Annotated in this window: 18 protein-coding genes; 4 read left to right on the top strand and 14 right to left on the bottom strand. The window is 38.0% G+C overall.

Annotated elements, in window-relative coordinates; translation table 11 throughout:
- Positions 1 to 134: 134 nt before the first annotated feature.
- A complete protein-coding gene (locus HMPREF2628_RS05835; RefSeq protein ID WP_070842605.1) occupies positions 135 to 1,244 on the bottom strand; it encodes an AI-2E family transporter in 1,110 nt (369 codons plus the stop codon).
- A 102-nt stretch (positions 1,245 to 1,346) separates the two neighbouring features.
- Here HMPREF2628_RS05835 and pbp3 point away from each other — a divergent pair, with 102 nt between their 5' ends.
- Complete coding sequence (gene pbp3, locus HMPREF2628_RS05830; RefSeq protein WP_070842604.1) at positions 1,347 to 2,588, top strand: D-alanyl-D-alanine carboxypeptidase PBP3; 1,242 nt, start codon at positions 1,347 to 1,349, stop codon at positions 2,586 to 2,588.
- A 189-nt stretch (positions 2,589 to 2,777) separates the two neighbouring features.
- Here pbp3 and sdbB read toward each other — a convergent pair whose 3' ends face one another.
- From sdbB to HMPREF2628_RS05770, 12 genes are all read right to left on the bottom strand, one after another.
- Positions 2,778 to 3,344 carry a thiol-disulfide oxidoreductase-associated lipoprotein SdbB gene (sdbB, locus tag HMPREF2628_RS05825; protein WP_049493461.1) on the bottom strand — a complete coding sequence of 189 codons (567 nt, stop codon included), beginning with the start codon at positions 3,342 to 3,344 and terminating at the stop codon, positions 2,778 to 2,780.
- 11 nt (positions 3,345 to 3,355) lie between these two features.
- Positions 3,356 to 4,063 (bottom strand): thiol-disulfide oxidoreductase-associated membrane protein CcdA2, encoded by a 708-nt coding sequence (gene ccdA2, locus HMPREF2628_RS05820; protein WP_042751026.1) that lies wholly within the window; start codon positions 4,061 to 4,063, stop codon positions 3,356 to 3,358.
- 196 nt (positions 4,064 to 4,259) lie between these two features.
- Complete coding sequence (locus HMPREF2628_RS05815; RefSeq protein WP_049493458.1) at positions 4,260 to 4,679, bottom strand: F0F1 ATP synthase subunit epsilon; 420 nt, start codon at positions 4,677 to 4,679, stop codon at positions 4,260 to 4,262.
- A 10-nt stretch (positions 4,680 to 4,689) separates the two neighbouring features.
- Complete coding sequence (gene atpD / locus HMPREF2628_RS05810) at positions 4,690 to 6,096, bottom strand: F0F1 ATP synthase subunit beta (RefSeq protein ID WP_000094357.1); 1,407 nt, start codon at positions 6,094 to 6,096, stop codon at positions 4,690 to 4,692.
- Positions 6,097 to 6,181: 85 nt separating this feature from the next.
- Positions 6,182 to 7,060: a F0F1 ATP synthase subunit gamma gene (locus tag HMPREF2628_RS05805; protein ID WP_000301224.1), complete on the bottom strand. Its 879-nt coding sequence runs from the start codon at positions 7,058 to 7,060 to the stop codon at positions 6,182 to 6,184.
- Positions 7,061 to 7,075: 15 nt separating this feature from the next.
- On the bottom strand, positions 7,076 to 8,581 hold the full coding sequence (gene atpA / locus HMPREF2628_RS05800) for a F0F1 ATP synthase subunit alpha (protein ID WP_070842603.1): 1,506 nt from the start codon (positions 8,579 to 8,581) through the stop codon (positions 7,076 to 7,078).
- Positions 8,582 to 8,595: 14 nt separating this feature from the next.
- On the bottom strand, positions 8,596 to 9,132 hold the full coding sequence (locus tag HMPREF2628_RS05795) for a F0F1 ATP synthase subunit delta (protein ID WP_004256581.1): 537 nt from the start codon (positions 9,130 to 9,132) through the stop codon (positions 8,596 to 8,598).
- Positions 9,132 to 9,626, bottom strand: a complete 495-nt coding sequence (gene atpF / locus HMPREF2628_RS05790) for a F0F1 ATP synthase subunit B (protein WP_001103468.1) — start codon at positions 9,624 to 9,626, stop codon at positions 9,132 to 9,134. Before atpF ends, HMPREF2628_RS05795 begins: the two co-directional genes overlap by 1 nt.
- Before the next feature lie 13 nt (positions 9,627 to 9,639).
- On the bottom strand, positions 9,640 to 10,350 hold the full coding sequence (gene atpB / locus HMPREF2628_RS05785; RefSeq protein WP_000392870.1) for a F0F1 ATP synthase subunit A: 711 nt from the start codon (positions 10,348 to 10,350) through the stop codon (positions 9,640 to 9,642).
- 33 nt (positions 10,351 to 10,383) lie between these two features.
- Positions 10,384 to 10,584 (bottom strand): F0F1 ATP synthase subunit C, encoded by a 201-nt coding sequence (locus tag HMPREF2628_RS05780; protein ID WP_001054560.1) that lies wholly within the window; start codon positions 10,582 to 10,584, stop codon positions 10,384 to 10,386.
- 314 nt (positions 10,585 to 10,898) lie between these two features.
- Positions 10,899 to 12,185, bottom strand: a complete 1,287-nt coding sequence (locus tag HMPREF2628_RS05775) for a peptidase U32 family protein (protein ID WP_070842602.1) — start codon at positions 12,183 to 12,185, stop codon at positions 10,899 to 10,901.
- Between the two features lie 137 nt (positions 12,186 to 12,322).
- Positions 12,323 to 13,021, bottom strand: coding sequence for a GntR family transcriptional regulator (locus HMPREF2628_RS05770; protein ID WP_000936191.1), 699 nt, complete (start codon positions 13,019 to 13,021; stop codon positions 12,323 to 12,325).
- A gap of 141 nt (positions 13,022 to 13,162) precedes the next feature.
- Here HMPREF2628_RS05770 and guaA point away from each other — a divergent pair, with 141 nt between their 5' ends.
- Positions 13,163 to 14,725, top strand: coding sequence for a glutamine-hydrolyzing GMP synthase (gene guaA / locus HMPREF2628_RS05765; RefSeq protein ID WP_049511085.1), 1,563 nt, complete (start codon positions 13,163 to 13,165; stop codon positions 14,723 to 14,725).
- A 335-nt stretch (positions 14,726 to 15,060) separates the two neighbouring features.
- On the opposite strand, the gene HMPREF2628_RS05760 is transcribed toward guaA, so the two are convergent.
- Positions 15,061 to 16,626 carry a hypothetical protein gene (locus HMPREF2628_RS05760; RefSeq protein ID WP_070842601.1) on the bottom strand — a complete coding sequence of 522 codons (1,566 nt, stop codon included), beginning with the start codon at positions 16,624 to 16,626 and terminating at the stop codon, positions 15,061 to 15,063.
- A 669-nt stretch (positions 16,627 to 17,295) separates the two neighbouring features.
- On the opposite strand from HMPREF2628_RS05760, the gene HMPREF2628_RS05755 reads away from it, so the two are divergent.
- Complete coding sequence (locus HMPREF2628_RS05755) at positions 17,296 to 18,069, top strand: ABC transporter ATP-binding protein (RefSeq protein ID WP_061590098.1); 774 nt, start codon at positions 17,296 to 17,298, stop codon at positions 18,067 to 18,069.
- A complete protein-coding gene (locus HMPREF2628_RS05750; RefSeq protein ID WP_070842600.1) occupies positions 18,059 to 20,113 on the top strand; it encodes an FtsX-like permease family protein in 2,055 nt (684 codons plus the stop codon). Before HMPREF2628_RS05755 ends, HMPREF2628_RS05750 begins: the two co-directional genes overlap by 11 nt.
- Positions 20,114 to 20,130: the final 17 nt, after the last annotated feature.

The following is a 20,130-nucleotide window of genomic DNA, read 5'->3' as shown; positions in this document are numbered from 1 at the left end:
TTTTATCAAATTTCAGCTAAATTGCAAGTGTTTTACAAAGTTTTTGTGAATTATTCTTAATCTGCTAATCTAAACGGTATTTCTACTCCCATCACTCCTTTAATGAAAAAGAAAAATCAGGAATTTCCTGATTTTTACTTAGCTAATTCTCTTTCTCGTTCTTTCATTATTTTATGATTTTCATACAAACGTGATAAGAACTTAGAAATTTCTTTCAAGATAGAGTAGGTTGGTACTGCGACAATCATACCAATGACACCATAGATATTACTTGATAACAAAAGTAATACTAAAATCGTAATTGGATGAACCTTCATTACCCCACCAACGATTCGAGGGTAGAGGATATTTCCATCTACTTGTTGAATAATCAGCATATAAACAACTGCAATCAACATTCTATGAGGATCAGTAAAGACATTTGCGATAATCATCGGAATCAGACCAATACTTGGTCCCACATAAGGAATGAGATTGGCTAATCCTGAAAAGATAGCGAAGACCAAAGCGTATTTCAAACCGATTACGCTATATCCGATAAAGGCCAAACAACCAATAATAATCGCATCAATTGCGACTCCACTAATATAGCGAGCAATTGTCGCATTCAAATTCTTTAATAGGCCTGCAATATGTAGCTTATCTCTCTTTAAAACAGTACGTTCAAGCATCGGTAAAAATTTGTGACCATCTAACAAAAAATAAATTAAAAATATAGGGGTCATGATAATAATTAACACAGTACTAAAGAGCGCAGATAGGACACTTCCAACACTATTCGTTACACTATTTAAGATATTTTGTAGAATATCTACATAGGATAGATTTAATTGTTGAATTGTCGCTTGAATATCTATATTTTGAAAGGCTGGATAAGTAGATAAATCCACAATCAAATCTTGCAAACGACTATAAATTGTCTGACTTGTTGCTATCAAACTGGTCAACTGATTAATCAAAATCGGTAAAAGATAAACTACCCCAATAACTAGCCCCCAGACCAAGGTACACAAGGTTAGTAAAATACCAATGATACGGTTAATTTTGAAATACTTTTGTAAAAAATTTACAATAGGATTGGTCAAATAATATAAAAAACCACCTAAAAGAAAGGGAATCATTATAGTGTTTGCAACGCTTACAAAAGGTGTAATAATCGCTCCCATCTGTCTCCATAAATAGAAGATGATGGTTAATAGTAAAATCTCACTGGTCCAAAAAAATAATTTATTCTTACGAAACATGAAGTACCTCCATTCATCTATTTTACCACACTTTCAAAAAAGCTTCTTTCTTCTATCATGAAACTGGGAATATTTTTTTCTTTATGATAGAATAAACTTACTATGAAAAAAATAATTTTAACTCTTTTAAGCCTTTCCATTATTGGCTCAGCATCTACTGTTGCTGCTCAAGATTTTAATATTGCTGCTAAACATGCAATTGCTGTTGAGGCAAATACTGGTAAAATTCTCTATGAGAAAGATGCAACCCAGCCAGTTGAAATTGCTTCAATCACAAAGTTAATTACTGTTTATCTTGTCTATGAAGCCTTGGAAAACGGCAGTATTACACTATCAACTCCGGTAGATATTTCTGATTATCCTTACAAATTAACGACAAATTCTGAAGCGAGTAACGTTCCTATGGAAGCTCGTAATTATACCGTCGAACAACTGCTCGAAGCAACCCTGGTATCTAGTGCCAACAGTGCGGCTATTGCCCTAGCTGAGAAAATTGCTGGCTCAGAAAAAGATTTCGTCGATATGATGCGGGCAAAGCTCTTAGAATGGGGAATTCAGGATGCCACTGTTGTCAATACGACGGGTCTTAACAATGAGAGTCTAGGTGATAACATTTACCCAGGCTCTAAAAAAGATGAGGAAAATAAGCTCAGCGCTTATGATGTCGCTATCGTTGCTCGCAACCTCATAAAAAAATACCCACAAGTCTTAGAAATCACGAAAAAACCTTCTTCTACTTTTGCTGGAATGGCAATCACTTCTACCAATTACATGTTAGAGGGTATGCCTGCTTATCGCGGTGGTTTTGATGGATTAAAAACAGGGACCACAGATAAGGCTGGAGAGTCTTTTGTTGGTACTACTGTCGAAAAAGGCATGAGGGTTATCACAGTTGTTTTGAATGCGGATCATCAAGACAATAATCCTTACGCTCGCTTCACAGCTACATCTTCACTAATGAATTATATCTCTTCTACATTCACACTTCGCAAAATCGTTCAGAAAGGTGATGCCTATCAAGATAGCAAAGTCCCTGTACAAGACGGAAAAGAAGATACAGTCACTGCTGTTGCTAAAGATGATATTTCTCTAATTGAACGTATTGGGAATCAATCTTCTCAATCTGTTCAATTCACACCTGATTCTAAGGCAATTCCAGCACCACTTGAAGCCGGAACAGTGGTTGGACATTTGACTTATGAAGACTCAGACTTGATTGGTCAAGGTTACATCACCACAGAACGTCCTAGTTTTGAAATGGTAGCAGAAAAGAAAGTAGAAAAAGCCTTCTTCTTGAAAGTTTGGTGGAATCAGTTTATCCGCTTTATCAACGAGAAGCTATGATATAATAAACTTCTTAAAGCTAAAAAATAAATATTATGTTTAAAGAAAAAGAAGGGGAATCTGTATAATACAGAACTCCCTTCTTTTTTAAACTTAATTTATTGATAGCAAAAATCCCCTAAATCTTAGATTAATACTATCTAAAATCTAGGGGATTGATTGTATAAATACTATTTTAAAATCTTGATTCTAGTTCATTTCTTTAAAGGCTGCTTCTGCATCCTCGTTGCTGATGACACCAAATTGAATCTTTCCAATCTTTCCTTGACTATCAATCAGGTATTCTGTAGGAATGCTTCGAATTTGATAAGCTTGGAAGGTGGTTCCTTTTGTGTCATAAAGTACTGGGATATCTTTATATCCTTGATCTTGGAACCATTGTGGAAATTGCTCGACAGTTTTTTCACCTTGAATTCCTGGTGCAATGACACTAAGAATTTCAAAATCACGATCTGGTTTCGCTGCTAATTCCATCAACTCAGGCATACTTTTCTTACATGGACCACACCATGAAGCCCAAAACTTCAAGTAGACTTTTTTCCCCTTATAATCAGATAACTTAACTTCTTTACCATCCATAGATTGCAAGGTGAAGTCTGGAGCATCTTTTCCAACAGCAATTTGTTGTACAGGCGTTTGTTGCTGTTGTTTTGGGGATTGTTCTGGTGCTTGAGTCTTTTTAGTCTCTTCCTCGCCACAGGCCATCAATACAACTAGTGACAAGAGGCTTAAGCCAGCAAACATTACTTTTTTCATCTTTTTCTCCTTTATTCAAAAATACCAGCTAGAACATTTACTTGTCCTAATAGTAACAAAATTCCCATTAAAATAATGAGGAAACCACCAATTTTCTTAAGTAGCATCATATGGCGCTTGAGTTTACTAAAATAAGGCATCACTACGCCTGAAGCTAGAGCCAAGACCAAGAAAGGAATGGCCATTCCCAGAGTGTAAATAAGAGTATAGATAGCTCCTTGCCAAGCGCCATTACCTCCAGAAGCCGCAAGTGCTAAGACAGAACTTAAAACCGGCCCAATACAAGGCGTCCAACCAAAGCTAAAGGTAATACCAAGTAAAAAAGCTGACCAATAACGATTAGAATCTGATTTTTTAAAGGTAAAGCTTTTTTGAACCTCTAATTTCTTAAAATGAAAAATTTCCATCTGGTGAAGGCCCAAAATGATAATAATTGTTCCCATGACATATCGAAACCAATTTGCATAGAGAATATTACCAAAGTAACCAGCACCAAATCCTAAGATAAAGAAAATGAGAGAGATACCTGCAATAAAGCAAAGTGTTCGAATCAAACCTGACCAGGCAACTTTTTTCCCAAATAATGAAAAACTTTTTGCACTATCCTGATCATCCAATAAGATACCAGTATAGACAGGTAACAGAGGGAAAATGCAAGGGGAAAAGAAGGACAAGATCCCTGCTAGAAAAACAGAGATTGAAAATACTATCGTTTCCAATAAAGAACCAACTTTCTTAATAATTCTAATTCTATTTTACTATAATCAATTTTATTTGTATGATTTCTGCTACGCAAATTGAACTATGCAATCTTTTAATTATCTTTTATATCTCTAGACAATTCTAATTTTGCATCAGTTTTGCTCCCTAAGAAAACATAAAAAATGAACTTGGTAACTCAAGTTCATTTTTTTCTTATAGTCTATTTCCGACATTAATACGGTTAATGGCACGTTGCAGTGCAATCTTCGCACGACGTTCTTGGTCAATCAAGTGTTTGTCGTGTGCTTCTTCAATTTCACGCTCTGCTCGAAGTTTGGCACGTTCTGCACGACTAACGTCGATATCACGAGCACGTTCTGCAGAGTCAGCAACAATTGTGACAACGCCATTGGCAACTTCGATAACGCCCCCGTTCACTGCAATCCAGTTCACGTGATTTTCATCATCTACACGTTTAACCTTAACCTCATCAACTGCTAAAACTGCAATCATATTTTCATGTCGTGGCAAGATTCCCATCTCACCATCCAGAGTTCGAACTGATACAAAGCTGGCATGGTGATCATAGACGAGACCATCTGGTGTCACGATCTGGACAGTTAACTGAGCCATAGATCACCTCTTAAAATCCCATTTTTTCAGCTTTTGCAATCACATCTTCGATAGAACCTACACCACGGAAGGCATCTTCTGGCAAGTGGTCGTGTTTACCATCAAGTATTTCCTTAAAGCCACGAACAGTTTCAGCAACTGGAACATAAGAACCTGGCTGACCAGTAAATTGTTCCGCAACGTTGAAGTTTTGTGACAAGAAGAACTGGATACGACGGGCACGTGCAACCAAGGTCTTTTCTTCATCAGAAAGCTCATCCATACCAAGGATAGCGATGATATCTTGCAACTCATGGTAACGTTGAAGGACACGTTTTACTTCAGCAGCAACTGCATAGTGCTCTTCCCCAACGATTTCAGGTGCCAAGGCACGTGAGCTTGAAGCAAGTGGGTCAACGGCTGGGTAGATACCCAATTGTACCAACTTACGTTCCAAGTTAGTTGTTGAATCCAAGTGAGCAAAGGCTGTTGCTGGCGCTGGGTCAGTATAGTCATCCGCTGGCACATAGATAGCTTGGATAGAGGTTACAGAACCCTTCTTGGTTGATGTAATACGTTCTTGCAATTGACCCATTTCCGTAGCAAGTGTTGGTTGGTAACCAACGGCTGATGGCATACGACCCAAAAGGGCAGATACTTCTGAACCAGCCTGAGTGAAACGGAAGATATTATCGATAAAGAGAAGCACGTCTTGTCCTTCTACATCACGGAAGTATTCAGCGATTGTCAAACCAGTAAGGGCAACACGCATACGTGCTCCTGGTGGCTCATTCATCTGACCAAATACCATGGCTGTTTTCTCGATAACACCTGATTCTTTCATTTCCCAGTAAAGGTCATTCCCCTCACGAGTACGTTCCCCAACACCAGTAAATACTGAAATACCACCGTGTTCTTGGGCAATGTTGTGAATCAATTCTTGAATCAAGACAGTTTTACCAACTCCGGCACCACCGAAAAGTCCAACTTTACCACCTTTAAGGTAAGGGGCAAGAAGGTCGATAACCTTAATCCCTGTTTCAAGGATTTCAGAAGAGGTAGACAACTCATCAAAAGTTGGAGCTTTTTTATGAATTGGCTGACGCTCTGCATCTTCTGTAAAAGGAGCTTCCAAGTCAATGGTATCTCCCAAAACGTTGAAGACACGTCCCAAAGTTTCTTTACCTACTGGTACAGAGATTGGACGACCTGTGTCCAATACTTCCATTCCACGAGTCAAACCATCTGTTGATTCCATGGCGATAGTACGAACCATACCATCCCCCAACTCCAAGGCTACTTCAAGGACGATTTTTGTTTTTCTTTCGTCATTTTTGTAGACGACAAGTGCATTGTTAATCTCAGGAAGTTTTTCCCCTGCTGCAAACAAGACGTCTACAACGGGACCGATAACCTGAGCAATTTTACCTGAACTCATCTCCTTCTCCTATTCTATATAAGATACTGTCGGTCCCTAGCTTAACTAGGTCCTAAGTTCATTTTCATACGAGCTAGACTAGTGCCTATTCTAAGGCACTAGCTCCTGCTACGATTTCTGTAATTTCTTGTGTAATCGCCGCCTGTCTGGCACGGTTATACTGAATTGTCAAATCATTAATGACTTTCTTAGCATTATCTGTCGCTGTTTGCATGGCGGTCATACCAGCAGCATTTTCAGCTGTCTTAGCATCGATAATAGCCCCGTAAATCATACTTTCTGCAAACTGAGGCAATAACTGCTCCAAAATTTCTTCTCGGCTAGTTTCCAATTCAAAGGTCAAGCTGTAACTGTCATCTGCTTCATTTGGATCCAAGTCAACAATTGGAAGCATTTGCTCCACACGCATTTGACTAGTTAGCGTATTGACATGGTGGTTGTAGCAGACATAGAGTTCATCAAAAAGTTCATTTTGATACATTTCAACTGTTTTTGAAATAATCTTACGAACTTCATCAAAGCTTGGTTGATCCGCCAAGCCACGTAGTTCATAAAGTGGTTGAATACCACGAGCCTTAAAGAAATCAGCTCCCATTCCACCAATACAGATCATTTCAAAACCTTTACCGTCTGGATGGTATTCTTCTTTCAGCTCCATAACGGCTTTCAAAATAGAAGAATTATAGCCTCCAACCAAACCGCGGTCTGAAGTAATGACGATATAACCTGTCTTCTTAACTGGACGACTAATCAACATCGGATTGGTTGAACTGCCGGCTCCATTACCATGAAGAATATCCGTCAAAAGTTTACGAACTTTCTGAGCATAAACTTGGAAGTTGCGAGCAGCTTCTTCAGAACGACCTAGCTTAGCAGCTGATACCATCTGCATGGCATTAGTGATTTGACTCGTATTTTTTGTTGAGGCGATTTTTGTTTTAATATCATTTAGAGATACTGCCATCTGACACCTCTATTCTTATTGGAAGCTGGTTTGATTGAGAAACTCTGTAATCGCAGCATCCAAGACTGCTTCGTCTGGCAAGTCTTTTGTATCACGAATGGTTTCCAAAATCTCTGGATGTTGAGCATCAAAGAAGGCATGGAACTCTTCCTCGAAACGAACAATATCATCTACAGGAACGGTATCCAAGAAACCATGTGTCAAAGCATAGAGAATGGTTACTTGTTTCTCAACAGGTAATGGTTTGTGAACAGGTTGTTTCAAGACCTCAACTGTACGACGTCCACGGTTCAACTTAGCCTGTGTTGCTGCGTCCAAGTCAGAACCAAACTTAGTGAAGGCTTCCAACTCACGGTATGAAGCAAGGTCGATACGAAGTGTACCAGCAACCTTTTTCATGGCTTTAATTTGTGCAGAACCACCTACACGAGATACAGATGAACCCGCGTCAATGGCTGGACGAATACCCGCATTGAAGAGACCATCACCAAGGAAGATTTGTCCATCAGTGATTGAAATCACGTTGGTTGCGATATAGGCAGAGATATCTCCTGCTTGTGTCTCGATAAACGGTAGGGCTGTAATAGATCCACCACCAAGTTCATCAGAAACTTTAGCTGAGCGCTCAAGCAAACGGCTGTGAAGGTAGAAAACATCCCCTGGGAAGGCTTCACGACCTGGAGGACGACGAAGCAAAAGAGACAGTTCACGATAAGCTACCGCTTGTTTTGAAAGATCATCATAAACGATCAAAACATGCTTACCTTGGTACATAAATTCCTCCGCCATGGCAACCCCAGCATAAGGAGCTAGGAAGAGCAATGGAGATGGTTGTGAAGCAGAGGCTGTCACAACGATTGTGTAGTCCAAGGCACCGTACTGACGTAGTGTTTCTACTTGCGTACGAACTGTTGATTCTTTCTGTCCGATCGCTACGTAGATACAGATCATATCTTGACCCTTTTGGTTCAAGATTGTATCAATCGCAATTGTTGTTTTCCCTGTCTGACGGTCACCGATAATCAACTCACGTTGACCACGACCAATCGGTACAAGGGCGTCAATAGCTTTCAAACCAGTTTGCAATGGTTCTGATACAGACTTACGTTGCATAACACCAGGAGCTGGCGCTTCTACTGGACGAGTTTTGTCAGTGTGGATTTCTCCAAGACCGTCAACTGGACGACCAAGTGGGTCCACAACACGACCAATCAGACTTTCACCTACTGGGACTTCCATGATTTTACCTGTACGGCGGATTGTATCGCCTTCACGGATATCTGTAAAGTCACCTAGGATGATAATACCGACGTCTGTTGACTCCAAGTTTTGAGCCATACCATAAGAGCCGTTTTCAAAAATCAACAACTCTCCACTCATGGCATTTTCAAGACCGTGAGCACGCGCGATACCGTCCCCGATATAGGTTACAACACCTGTTTCAGTCACATCAAAATTGGGTTTGAAATTTTCAATTTGTTGCTTAATTAAAGCGCTGATTTCTTGTGCGTTAATTGCCAAAAGAACACCACTTTCTATTTCAAATTTTCTTTAACAACTTTAAGTTGTTGTTTAATACTCACATCAATTGTCTTGTGATTGGCAAAAATGACAAAACCACCAATAAGACTTTCATCGATTTGTTCTTTTACACTCCTTACTTTAAGAGACATTTTTTTCTCAATCAAAGGGAGCAAGCGACTCTTCTGTTCATCAGTTAAAGGATGAGCTGACGTAATCGTCACTTCAAATCGATTTGTTTCTTTTTCAAGTCGGTTCAAGCAATCTACAAGAATATCATAAAAAAGATTTGCTCTGTGATTGTAGATAAGAACCTGGATAAAGTTTTGCAATAAAGGTGACACAGAGTCTTGGAAGAAAGCAATTGTTTTTTCCTTATCAGACTCGTCTACTGCCACTTTTTTTAAAAAAGAAGGTAAACCTGTTTCTTCAGCAACTTGCTTGATTTGAGCTAGGTCTGAAAAGATACGGTCTTCTTCTCCTTTTTCTAAAACCAATTGGACAAAAGGCATGCTGTATTTTTCAATTACCTTTACTGTTTTCTTGTCCATTAAGCTTCTCCTAACTGATCGATATACTGATCAATGAGTTCTTTATGGGCATGACCGTCAAGGTTTTGTGAGATAATTTTACCAGCCAAGCTGATTGTCAAATCTGCTACCTCACCCTTAACGCTTTGTAAAGCTTCAGCTTTATTTTGAGCAATTTCTTGGTTCGCTTTTTCTTTCAAGCGTCCTGCTTCTAGCTTAGCATCTGCTAAAATACTAGCTTTGCTTTTTTCAGCTGTTTCTTTAGCATTCTCAATGATTGTCTTAGCTTCTTTACGGCTACCAGCCAATTCATCTTCGCGTTTTTGAGCCAATACTTCTGCTTTTTGACGTGCTTGTTCAGCTCCGTCAATATCTGCTGCAATTTTTTCTGCTCTTTGTTCGAAAATGCTAGTCAAATTTGACCAAGCGTATTTCTTAACCAAGACTAGCAAGAGAATAAAGGAACCAGCGATTAGTATAAAATCACCAAGTAATTCACCTACTGTTACATTCATAAACTACTCCTTTCTATTCTTCATCATTAATTTTATTTCCTAGGTACATTGAAGATAACAATGTAAATACATATGCTTGTACACAAGAAATAAAAACAGAAAATGCAGTCCAGATTAGATTTGTTCCAAAAGCAATAGGATACCAATAGAAGGCCTGATGAGAAAGTAGGACTAACATACTTGCCATCACTTCCCCTGCAAAGATATTACCAAAGACCCGCAATGCAAGTGAAAGGAGATTGGTAACTTCTTCTAAGAGATTCATTGGTGTCATAAAACCTGGTGTTACAAATGCTTTTAAATACTTTTTGATTCCACGACGACGAATTCCTTCTACGTGGGTCATCAAGATAATTGTAAAAGACAAGACCAAGTCAAATGACAAATTTGCTGTTGGTGAGGTCCAAAGATTTACACCATCTGTAGTCTGAATTCTAGCCATTAAGCCAATATTATTTGCAATGGCCATAAATAGGAATAAACAGAAATAAAAGAGAGAATAATCCTTTATCATTGGACCAAGGTTTGATTTTGTAAATCCAACAACAAAATCAAATAAATACTCTAAAACATTTTGTTTTCCTGTGGGTCTCAAAGTCATATTTCGAGTTGCCCAATAAATAAAGCCAAAAATAAGTGCTACAGTCAACAAAGTCAAAACTACTATGGTTAAATTAAAGGTAACAGGACCAATATTGATGGTTGGATTAATACTTTCTTCCATCTAAAATCCTCCCTTTTTCAATTTATACTTCTTTTATTTGATGATAAATGAAAAGACAAGAGTAACGAAGAAAGTACCTTCAATAAAGGCAACCCCTAGGATCATCAAACTACGTAGTTCTGAGATGATATCTGGTTGGCGAGCAACTGATTTCAACAAACCATTCATCAACATACCCTCACCAAGAGATACACCCATACAGGCAAGACATAGACCGAAAAATGTTAAATTCATGACGAATTCTCCTTTTAATTAAAATTTACTTACTTAGTTTAGTCCTAAAAATTGGATTTGTCAACTTTTTACTTACGTTGAAAGCGTTTAATGAAAATTATTTACAATTTTACTATTTTTAAGTCTATTATATAGAAAACTTTGGAAAAAACTTGTAACAAATCCCTCCATTATCTAGGTCTTTCTGAAAAATAATGAAAAATCCGAGATGAAATCTCGGATGGAAATTAATATATTTTCTTTAACCTAATGTCCTTTTAATAAGTAGGATTAAAGGGAAAGCAACTAGAAAGCTTTCCTCTCCTGCACGCTTATTAAGCACGAACTGTGACACTGGTGCCATCTTCCTTATAAAGATTGATGAGTCCTTCTTTGAGAGCTCGAACCATGTCTCCAGCTTGAACAGGTTGTGGAACCTTAATAGTCAATAGTTCCATTGGATTTGGGGCACGGTCGATTTTATTGCCTTTTGCATCATGCAAATCTTCAATATACGTTTCAAAATGACGGAAACCTGGGCCATAAAACTCAACTTGGTCCCCCTCGTTAATGACGTTCCGTTGGCGAATGGTCGCTGTTTGTGTCGCATCATCATAAGCAACCACTTCAGCGACAAACTTGTATTCAGGAATTTTACGACGTGCGCCAAATAACTGTTCATTTTCAGACGGCGTACCATAGTAGAAACCTGTTGCCAATTCACGTTGGGCAACCTTCCACATCTCATCAATCAAGTCTTGCTTGATAGCTTCAAACTTCTCTGGACTCTCTAGATAAGCATCAACAGCAGCCTTATAACAGTTAGTTACTGTTGAAACATAGTGAATAGACTTCATGCGTCCTTCGATTTTTAGACTGTCCACACCATTTTCAATCATATCTGGGATATGGTCAATCATGGACATGTCAACAGCTGACATTGAAAATTCTTCTGGGATTTCCCCTTTCAAGCTCTTACGTTCTTTCCCAAATGGCATATCATAAAGATCATACTTCCAACGGCAAGACTGAGAGCAACCACCACGGTTAGCATCACGCATACTCATGTGGTTTGAAAGAGTACAACGACCAGAGTAAGAAATACACATGGCTCCGTGGACAAAGGCTTCAATCTCAACATCTGTACGTTTGCGGATTTCAGCTAATTCTTCCATCGAAACCTCACGCGCCAAAACGACACGAGTCAAGCCCAGTTCTTTCCAGAACTCAAGGGTTTCATAGTTAGTTGCACTTGCTTGGGTAGAGAGGTGGATTTCAAGACCTGGTGCTTCAGTCGCTGCAATCATGATCAAGGCTGGGTCAGATACGATAACTGCTGCAATCCCGATATCACGCAGTTTACGGAACCACTCACCAGCACCAGCTTCATTTCCTTCGTGCATAACCATATTGGCAGCTACATAGACTTTGGCACCGTACTTGGCAGCAAACTTGACACCTTCTTCCATCTGTTCGAAAGTAAAGTTTCCGGCACGGCTACGAAGACCATAGGCCTGACCACCGATAAAGACAGCATCTGCTCCATATTGAACAGCTACCTTTAGCTTCTCTAAAGTCCCTGCAGGTGATAAAACCTCAGGACGTTTTAATGTTTTTGTCATGTTTTCTCCTATTTGCAATATAAAAGTTTGACGTTTTTCCTTCTCATTTTATAGTAAATAAGTGATAAAATCAAGCCTAGACAGATTGTTTTGACAATTCTAATCTTTTAAGAAAGCAAAAAACTAGCCTTTCTAGACTAGTTATTCTCAAGATAAAATTCAAAGCGTTCGCCTACATACTGACTTTTTACGTATTCAAATGCAGTACCATCTTCTAGGTAGGAAACCTGAGTTAGCCCAAGAATAGCATGTCCTTTTTCAACTTCCAAATAGTGGGCAATCTTTTCTTTAGCAAGACGAGCATAGATGGTCTGCTGTGATTTACCAATACGGTAGCCATGTTTTTGCAATGTTTGGAAGAAATGACTGGTGATTTCTTCTTTTTTAAAGTCCTTAATGAATTTTTCAGGAATAGAAGCAACTTCATAAACTAGAGGAACTTGGTCGGCATAGCGGACCCGTTCCATTCGGATAATATTCTCCGTTGGAGAAATTCCTAACTTTGCAACTTCCTGCTCATTGGGAATGGTTTTTCTGTAGGAAATGAGCTGGCTAGAGGGTACTTTACCTTGGGACTTAACAATTTCAGTAAAACTTGTTGTTCCTCGCATCTTTTCTTGTACCCGAGTACTAGAAACAAAGGTGCCACTTCCTACGCGGCGCTCTAAGACGCCTTCTTCGACTAATAGAGATACGGCTTGGCGGAGGGTCATGCGACTGACCGCAAACTGCTCTGCTAAGTCTCGTTCACTAGGAAGTCTCTCACCAATTGCCCAACGGTGTTCGTCAATATCCTTTTTAATCTGATCATGGATTTTCATATAAGCGGGTAGCATATTTTTCACTTCATTTCTATCTTTTCTCTATTGTACCCCAATAAACTAGAAAAAGTCAAACTTCGCCTTGTTTAGTTGGTAATTCGCCCTTATTTGTGATAGAATATTGAAAAAAGATATTTCTTTTGAGAAAGGAAAAAGATGAGCAACATTTCAACTGATTTGCAAGATGTAGAAAAAATCATCGTATTGGACTATGGTAGCCAATACAACCAGCTGATTTCACGCCGTATCCGTGAGATTGGTGTTTTTTCAGAACTAAAAAGCCATAAAATTTCAGCTGCTGAAGTTCGTGAAATCAATCCTGTAGGAATTATCCTATCAGGTGGTCCAAACTCTGTATACGAAGATGGTTCATTCGATATTGACCCAGAAATCTTCGAACTCGGAATTCCTATTTTGGGAATCTGTTACGGTATGCAATTATTAACTCATAAACTTGGAGGAAAAGTTGTTCCTGCAGGTGACGCTGGGAATCGTGAATACGGTCAATCAACTCTTACTCACACACCATCAGCTCTTTTTGAATCAACACCTGATGAACAGACTGTTCTGATGAGCCATGGTGATGCGGTTACTGAGATTCCTTCTGACTTTGTTCGTACAGGTACATCAGCTGACTGCCCATACGCAGCAATCGAAAATCCAGATAAACACATTTACGGTATTCAATTCCACCCAGAAGTTCGTCATTCTGTATACGGAAATGATATCCTTCGTAACTTTGCCCTTAACATCTGTAAAGCTAAAGGCGACTGGACAATGGATAACTTCATCGATATGCAGATCCAAAAAATCCGTGAAACCGTCGGTGATAAACGTGTCCTTCTTGGCCTTTCAGGTGGGGTTGACTCATCTGTCGTTGGGGTTCTTCTTCAAAAAGCGATTGGCGATCAATTGATCTGTATCTTCGTGGATCACGGTCTCCTTCGTAAAGGAGAAGCGGACCAAGTTATGGACATGCTTGGTGGTAAGTTTGGTTTGAATATCGTCAAAGCAGACGCAGCTAAACGTTTCCTTGATAAACTTGCTGGCGTTTCTGACCCAGAACAAAAACGTAAAATTATCGGTAATGAGTTTGTCTATGTATTCGATGACGAAGCAAGCAAGCTCAAAGATGTGAAATTCCTTGCTCAGGGGACACTTTACACTGACGTGATTGAGTCTGGTACAGATACAGCTCAAACTATCAAGTCTCACCACAACGTTGGTGGCCTTCCAGAAGACATGCAGTTTGAACTGATCGAGCCACTCAACACTCTTTACAAGGACGAAGTTCGTGCCCTTGGTACAGAGCTTGGTATGCCAGACCACATCGTATGGCGCCAACCATTCCCAGGACCAGGACTTGCTATCCGTGTCATGGGTGAAATCACTGAAGAGAAACTAGAAACCGTTCGTGAGTCAGACGCTATTCTTCGTGAAGAAATTGCTAAAGCAGGTCTTGACCGTGATATCTGGCAATACTTCACTGTTAATACAGGCGTTCGTTCAGTTGGTGTTATGGGTGACGGTCGTACATATGACTACACGATTGCAATCCGTGCCATCACCTCTATCGATGGTATGACTGCTGACTTTGCCAAAATTCCTTGGGAAGTTCTTCAAAAGATTTCTGTGCGTATCGTAAATGAAGTGGATCATGTTAACCGTATCGTCTACGATATTACAAGTAAACCACCTGCAACAGTTGAGTGGGAATAGAGTTAATGAGTTAAAAAAAGCCTAGAAATCAATATTTCTAAGGCTTTTTATTTTGCTTTAACAACAATTTAACAACAAAAACTATTTTTCAGTATTTAAACCTAATATCATTTTAACCTTTTTGGTACTTTCTATATACATACCTTTCTTAGACTCGCTAACAATTCTAGCATAGTCTCTATTATCTTCAGACAATTCATAAATACGATAAAAATTATTATTAAATTAAACCCCACTAATCAAATCATTTTCTTCATTCATTATTTCATCGCTACATCAAGTTTCTGAATATATTTCTATTAAACCTTCATAAACAGTTAAACAATAAACCCTGATTAATCAATTTTTAAATGTATCTTACCCTTCACTACATCCGGTATATATTTTGAAGTAATCTCATATTCAATCGTTTGAGGAACATTCTCAAACATTAGTATCGATGGAAATGCCATTGAGGAGTTATGTTTCAAATACTCAATGCCAAATCTTAAAATATCAAATTCTGAATTTGTAAAATTTTTATATATAAATATGTGTTCTAAAGAGTTTTTATAGTTGTATTTTTGATCTTCATAACCAGGTCTCGTAGTATATGCGATAAGTGGATTAATATTAATTCTTTCTATATTTGATGGGATTATTTGAAAATAAGCGTAAGCATCAACTGAGTCACTTTCTTTAATTTTAAATAGAAATTCATCTAATTCAATTCCCTGTATCTCCTCAATTATGTTCTCTCCTGGATAAAGCAAGTTATTATGTTTTAGCAGACAACCTTTTGGTACCATCAGTTTTATATCGATATCTTCATCATATGTTTTACCTAAGTTAGAAACGATTAGTTCGACAAATTTAATGTTATCTATGTATGTGAAATATTCAATGTACTCTTTGTAAGATATTATTTCCCAATATAATTTGTTTAATTTAGAAAAGCGTTTCTTTTCCTTGTCAGACCCTATATACGAAGGACCACTGTTACCGAAAGGAATTTGTACCTGAAGTTTATGTTTCATTAAATTCCCTAAATACCAAAAATTTTCATGTAGTTTGATTTGGTTTTCTTTAGCGAAATCATTTATAGTATATTTGAATTTATCACTAATGGCCACAGAATCAGCTATTTGATAAAGAAAATCAACATTCGCATCTTCTTTTGAAGGCATAGTCAACATTTTACTTTTATCTTCTAATATATCTGCTTCTTCAGAAATTACGGTACTGTTTAGTTCATCTATATATTCGTTAATCTTACTTTGCTTTTCATTAATAAATTTTGACTCCAGTAAACTAAATTGTTTAGGTAAAATATTTTCGTCAGATAATGTTTTTTTATCCCTTATTGTCAAAAACGGTTTTATATTTTCGTTTTGATAAGTTTCTTTTTCTGAAATTAATTTTAAAAAATAAAGTGATAGATGATTTGTAAAAAGCCTTTGAAAATCAATCTCATCTTTAACTATAAAAAATATCCCTCTATCTTTATATCTTTCTTTAAATTCTTGCACTTTTTCATATTGCTTAATGTCTATATTAGACGGAATTATCGGAGCTTCTAAAAAGTACATAAAAACTTGTTTGTCAGCTGATAGCATCTCCTCAATTTCTTCTTCCGTTCCGGATCCATAATTATCTGTTGCAGTACCAAATCTTGTCCAAAATATAGCAACAGCTGCATCACATTCCCTAACAATTTGCTTATTTAATAATTCCTGTGGTTTATCACCTGATTCAGGAAAGCTATCCGTTGACCAATGCTTGATTGATACTTGTATATTATTCAAACTACCATACAGTTTATTAAAATTATCAACAGCTTCCTTAATTAATTGAAGATAGCCAGTAACATCCCCAGGGCAAGAAATTAATAAATCGTAAATAGTCACTCCTTCTCTTGGCATCCATGTATCCTCCGAAAATTTAATACTATACAAATTTAACCTATTGTAATTATAAAGCAAAAAAACAGCAAAATCAAATTCTCTTACTGTTTTATTGGTTATAAACAATTGGAAATGAATGTTTTAGAACAAAGGTATCTACAACACAAAAGAGCAAATTAGGCTATATTAATAGCATTTATCCCTTAGCGACTGCTCTTGTAAAAACTTATGGCAATGATGTAAAGGCATATTGGAAAAAAGATGATATTAATAAAGCAACAGAGAAAGCTAGTAATCATATAGTGAGATTTATCTTTGGATAAAAAATAGTGTAGGCTGAAGAGAATTCTTTAAAACTAGCTTGCTACAATTATTCTTTGTCAGATTTAAATGAAGTAACAATAGAAAATAAGAACGGAAATAGATTTTCCTGTAAGATAATACCGCTGGATCATGAACTTCAGTGGTTTTTCTTTAAATTTTGAAATTCGATGGTTTCAAGGTTGTAGGAATCCCTCCCCCCTACTTCTCTTTTTAAATCCTTAAAACCATGCTATAATATAGTAAGTATAGCTCCAATAACCTGATTATAAAAGTCAGCGATAAAGATTTCTTACATCATCCGTAAGTATTATTCTACTCTGATTCATATTATAATGAAAGTAACAAAAAATGGAGGTGTTTCACATGGACACAATTTTACGAGTAGAATCATTAAAAAAGTATTATGGGAAAGGTCCCAATATTACCAAAGCCTTGGATAGCATATCTTTTCAAGTTGTAAAAGGTGAGTTCTTAGGAATTATGGGGAGTAGCGGTTCTGGGAAAACAACTCTTCTTAACTGTCTAGCCACAATCATCAAGCCAACTGACGGTTCCATTCAAATGCAAGAAAAGTATTTAGGTCAGTTAAAAGGGAGCCAATTAGCAGATTATAGAGGCAAGGAAATTGGCTATCTCTTCCAGAATTTTGAGCTCTTGGACAATCTTACAGCAAAAGAAAATATTTTACTTCCCTTATCTTTGCACAAGGTCGATGCCAACGAAAGCAAGGTTCGGTTAGAATTACTTTCCCAATATCTGGATATTTCTGAACTTCTGGATAAGTTCCCTTCTCAATTATCAGGTGGTCAACGGCAAAGGGTAGCTGCTGCGCGCGCCTTAATTTTAGACCCTAAGATTGTATTTGCGGACGAGCCCACAGGAGCTTTGGATTCAAAAAATGCGACCATTTTGATGCAAAAATTATCCGAAATGAATCAAGTGGAAGAAACCACCATTCTCATGGTGACCCACGATTCCGTAGCAGCTAGCTTTTGCAACCGCATCTTGTTTATCCAAGATGGAAAACTATTCCATGAAATCCGTCGCGATTATCCAAGAGAAAGTCAAGAAGACTTCTATCACAGAATACTAAAGGTCATGGCTGCACTAGCTGGAGGTGATGGTAATGTTTTCTAAATTAGTCTCAAGAAATAGCAAAAGAGATCGAAAAAATAACGGCCTGTATTTCAGTTCTATGGTTCTGTCTATTATCTCCTTTTACATCATCCTTTCTTTGACTCATCAAGATGTGATGCACTTTCTAAAACAAATAGAAAGTGACGCTGTAAATAAACTCTTTAGCATGATTCCCATTCTTTATGTAGCAACGCTCTTTATTCTCTTTTTTCTAGTTTACTTCTCAAGCAGTATGCAGATGGAAAGAAGAAAACATGAATTTGGTGTTTATCTCACACTGGGCATGCGAAGAAGCAAACTCTTCTTACTGCTCCTACTCGAGGATTTGAGAAACAGTGTCCTTGCCCTTGGAATAGGCCTTCCTATTTCCATCTTAATTTCAGAATTGATTAGCCTAATAACCGCTAAAATTGTGGGACTAGGGATTATTGAACATCAATTTTCTCTATCTACCACAGCTCTACTCTATACAGTCATCGGCTTCCTAGCCGTAAAATTAGCTGTTTTTGTCCTTTTAAGTGCAAAGACTGCCAATATGGAAATCGGAAACCTGCTCGCCTATTCTCCTTCTGGGATGAAGAAACTACTCCCCAAGGGGGTGTACCTTCTTGCTTCTGTCCTCGGAATTTTGCTTCTAGGAACAGCCTATTACATGGGTATGAGTGGACGAGCTTGGGAAAATGTCATAACAATGGGCATCACCGTTCTCTTAGGAACTCTGGGAACTATCCTACTCTTCTTTGGTATGCGTTTATTTATAGACTTTTTGGTCAAGCTTGGAAACAATCGAAAACTTCATGCCTATAATTTTAGACAGATTCAGGAATTAGTTATCCAACGCTCAACTATACTGGCTGTCTGCTCCCTCTTAATTTTCTCTGCCTTGTGCCTCTTTGGAGCAGGTGTGGCCATTACAAGTGGCAATCCAGGCAATCAAACCCACGTATTGGATTATACATTTAGAGATAGCAAGCAGGAAACAGATGAAAATCTTGATGTAAATGCAGTTAAAAAAGAGCTTGAAGCTGCCGGACTAGTATCACAGTTTTCAAAGATTCTGCAAATTAAAGTAGGCCAAACTAAAGAACACGAATCCGTGTCCTTTGAAGAGGTCATCAAGGAGTTGAAAAATCAAAAAGACAACAAGAACAAGGAAATTTTGCTCCATAAATTTAAACAGTCTACTAATTCCCACCTCATACCAGTTTCCGAATACAATGAACTTAAAAAGGCTGCCAATCTTCCTCCTCTAGAACTAACTAATAAGGAAGCATATTTGTATATGGGGAAAGATTTTCTGCCAGATGAAAGTCTCGTCAACTCTGTCCTAAAGACAAAGCCTCAAATCAAAGTCATGGGAAATGATGTAAAATTGATTGGCGAGGTGGAGTCTTTGCCAATCGTAACGGATCATGAGATAACCCTCTCTGTCGCTCTCATAGTTCCAGATGAGATTTTCATGAGCTATACAGACGGTCGCTATTCGAACTATGTTAGCGGTATCTTGGCTCCTGAGCTAGTCAAGGAAAAAGGCTTGATGAGAGCTATCTCAGATACCAATGAAAAGCTAAATCAAACCTCTCTTGGCTATGAAAGCTATATACAAAATATGGGAAGACAATTGTTTTACATTATCTCTGCCAGCTATGTCACCATCTATCTGTCTATCATCTTCCTTGTTGTCGCAAATACAATTATCGGCGTTCAGTTTTTGATGGGACAAAGACAATCCTATAGACGATACCAGACCTTAATCCATCTTGGTGCCAACTACGAAACTCTTTGTAAATCGTCAGAAAAGCAAGTCAACTGGTATTTCGGTCTACCAATAGCCCTTGCACTTATCAGTAGTAGCTTCGGAGTGAGCTCCCTCCTCACAGGAATAGTGCCCACTAGCGCAAGAATGGTTATGGGGCAGAGATTTATCACAGCCATGCTGATCGTACTGCTGTTAGCTGGCTTTGAAGTCATCTATATCAGAATTGTAAAGAAAAATAGCAACAAGTACTTATTGTCATTAATGGACCCCAAAAGAGATGAATAAGGTAGAATAAAATAGGA

The organism is Streptococcus sp. HMSC063B03, from assembly GCF_001836965.1.
GTDB classification, from domain to species: Bacteria; Bacillota; Bacilli; order Lactobacillales; family Streptococcaceae; genus Streptococcus; species Streptococcus pneumoniae_F.
This window is presented reverse-complemented; position numbering and strand designations above follow the sequence as displayed.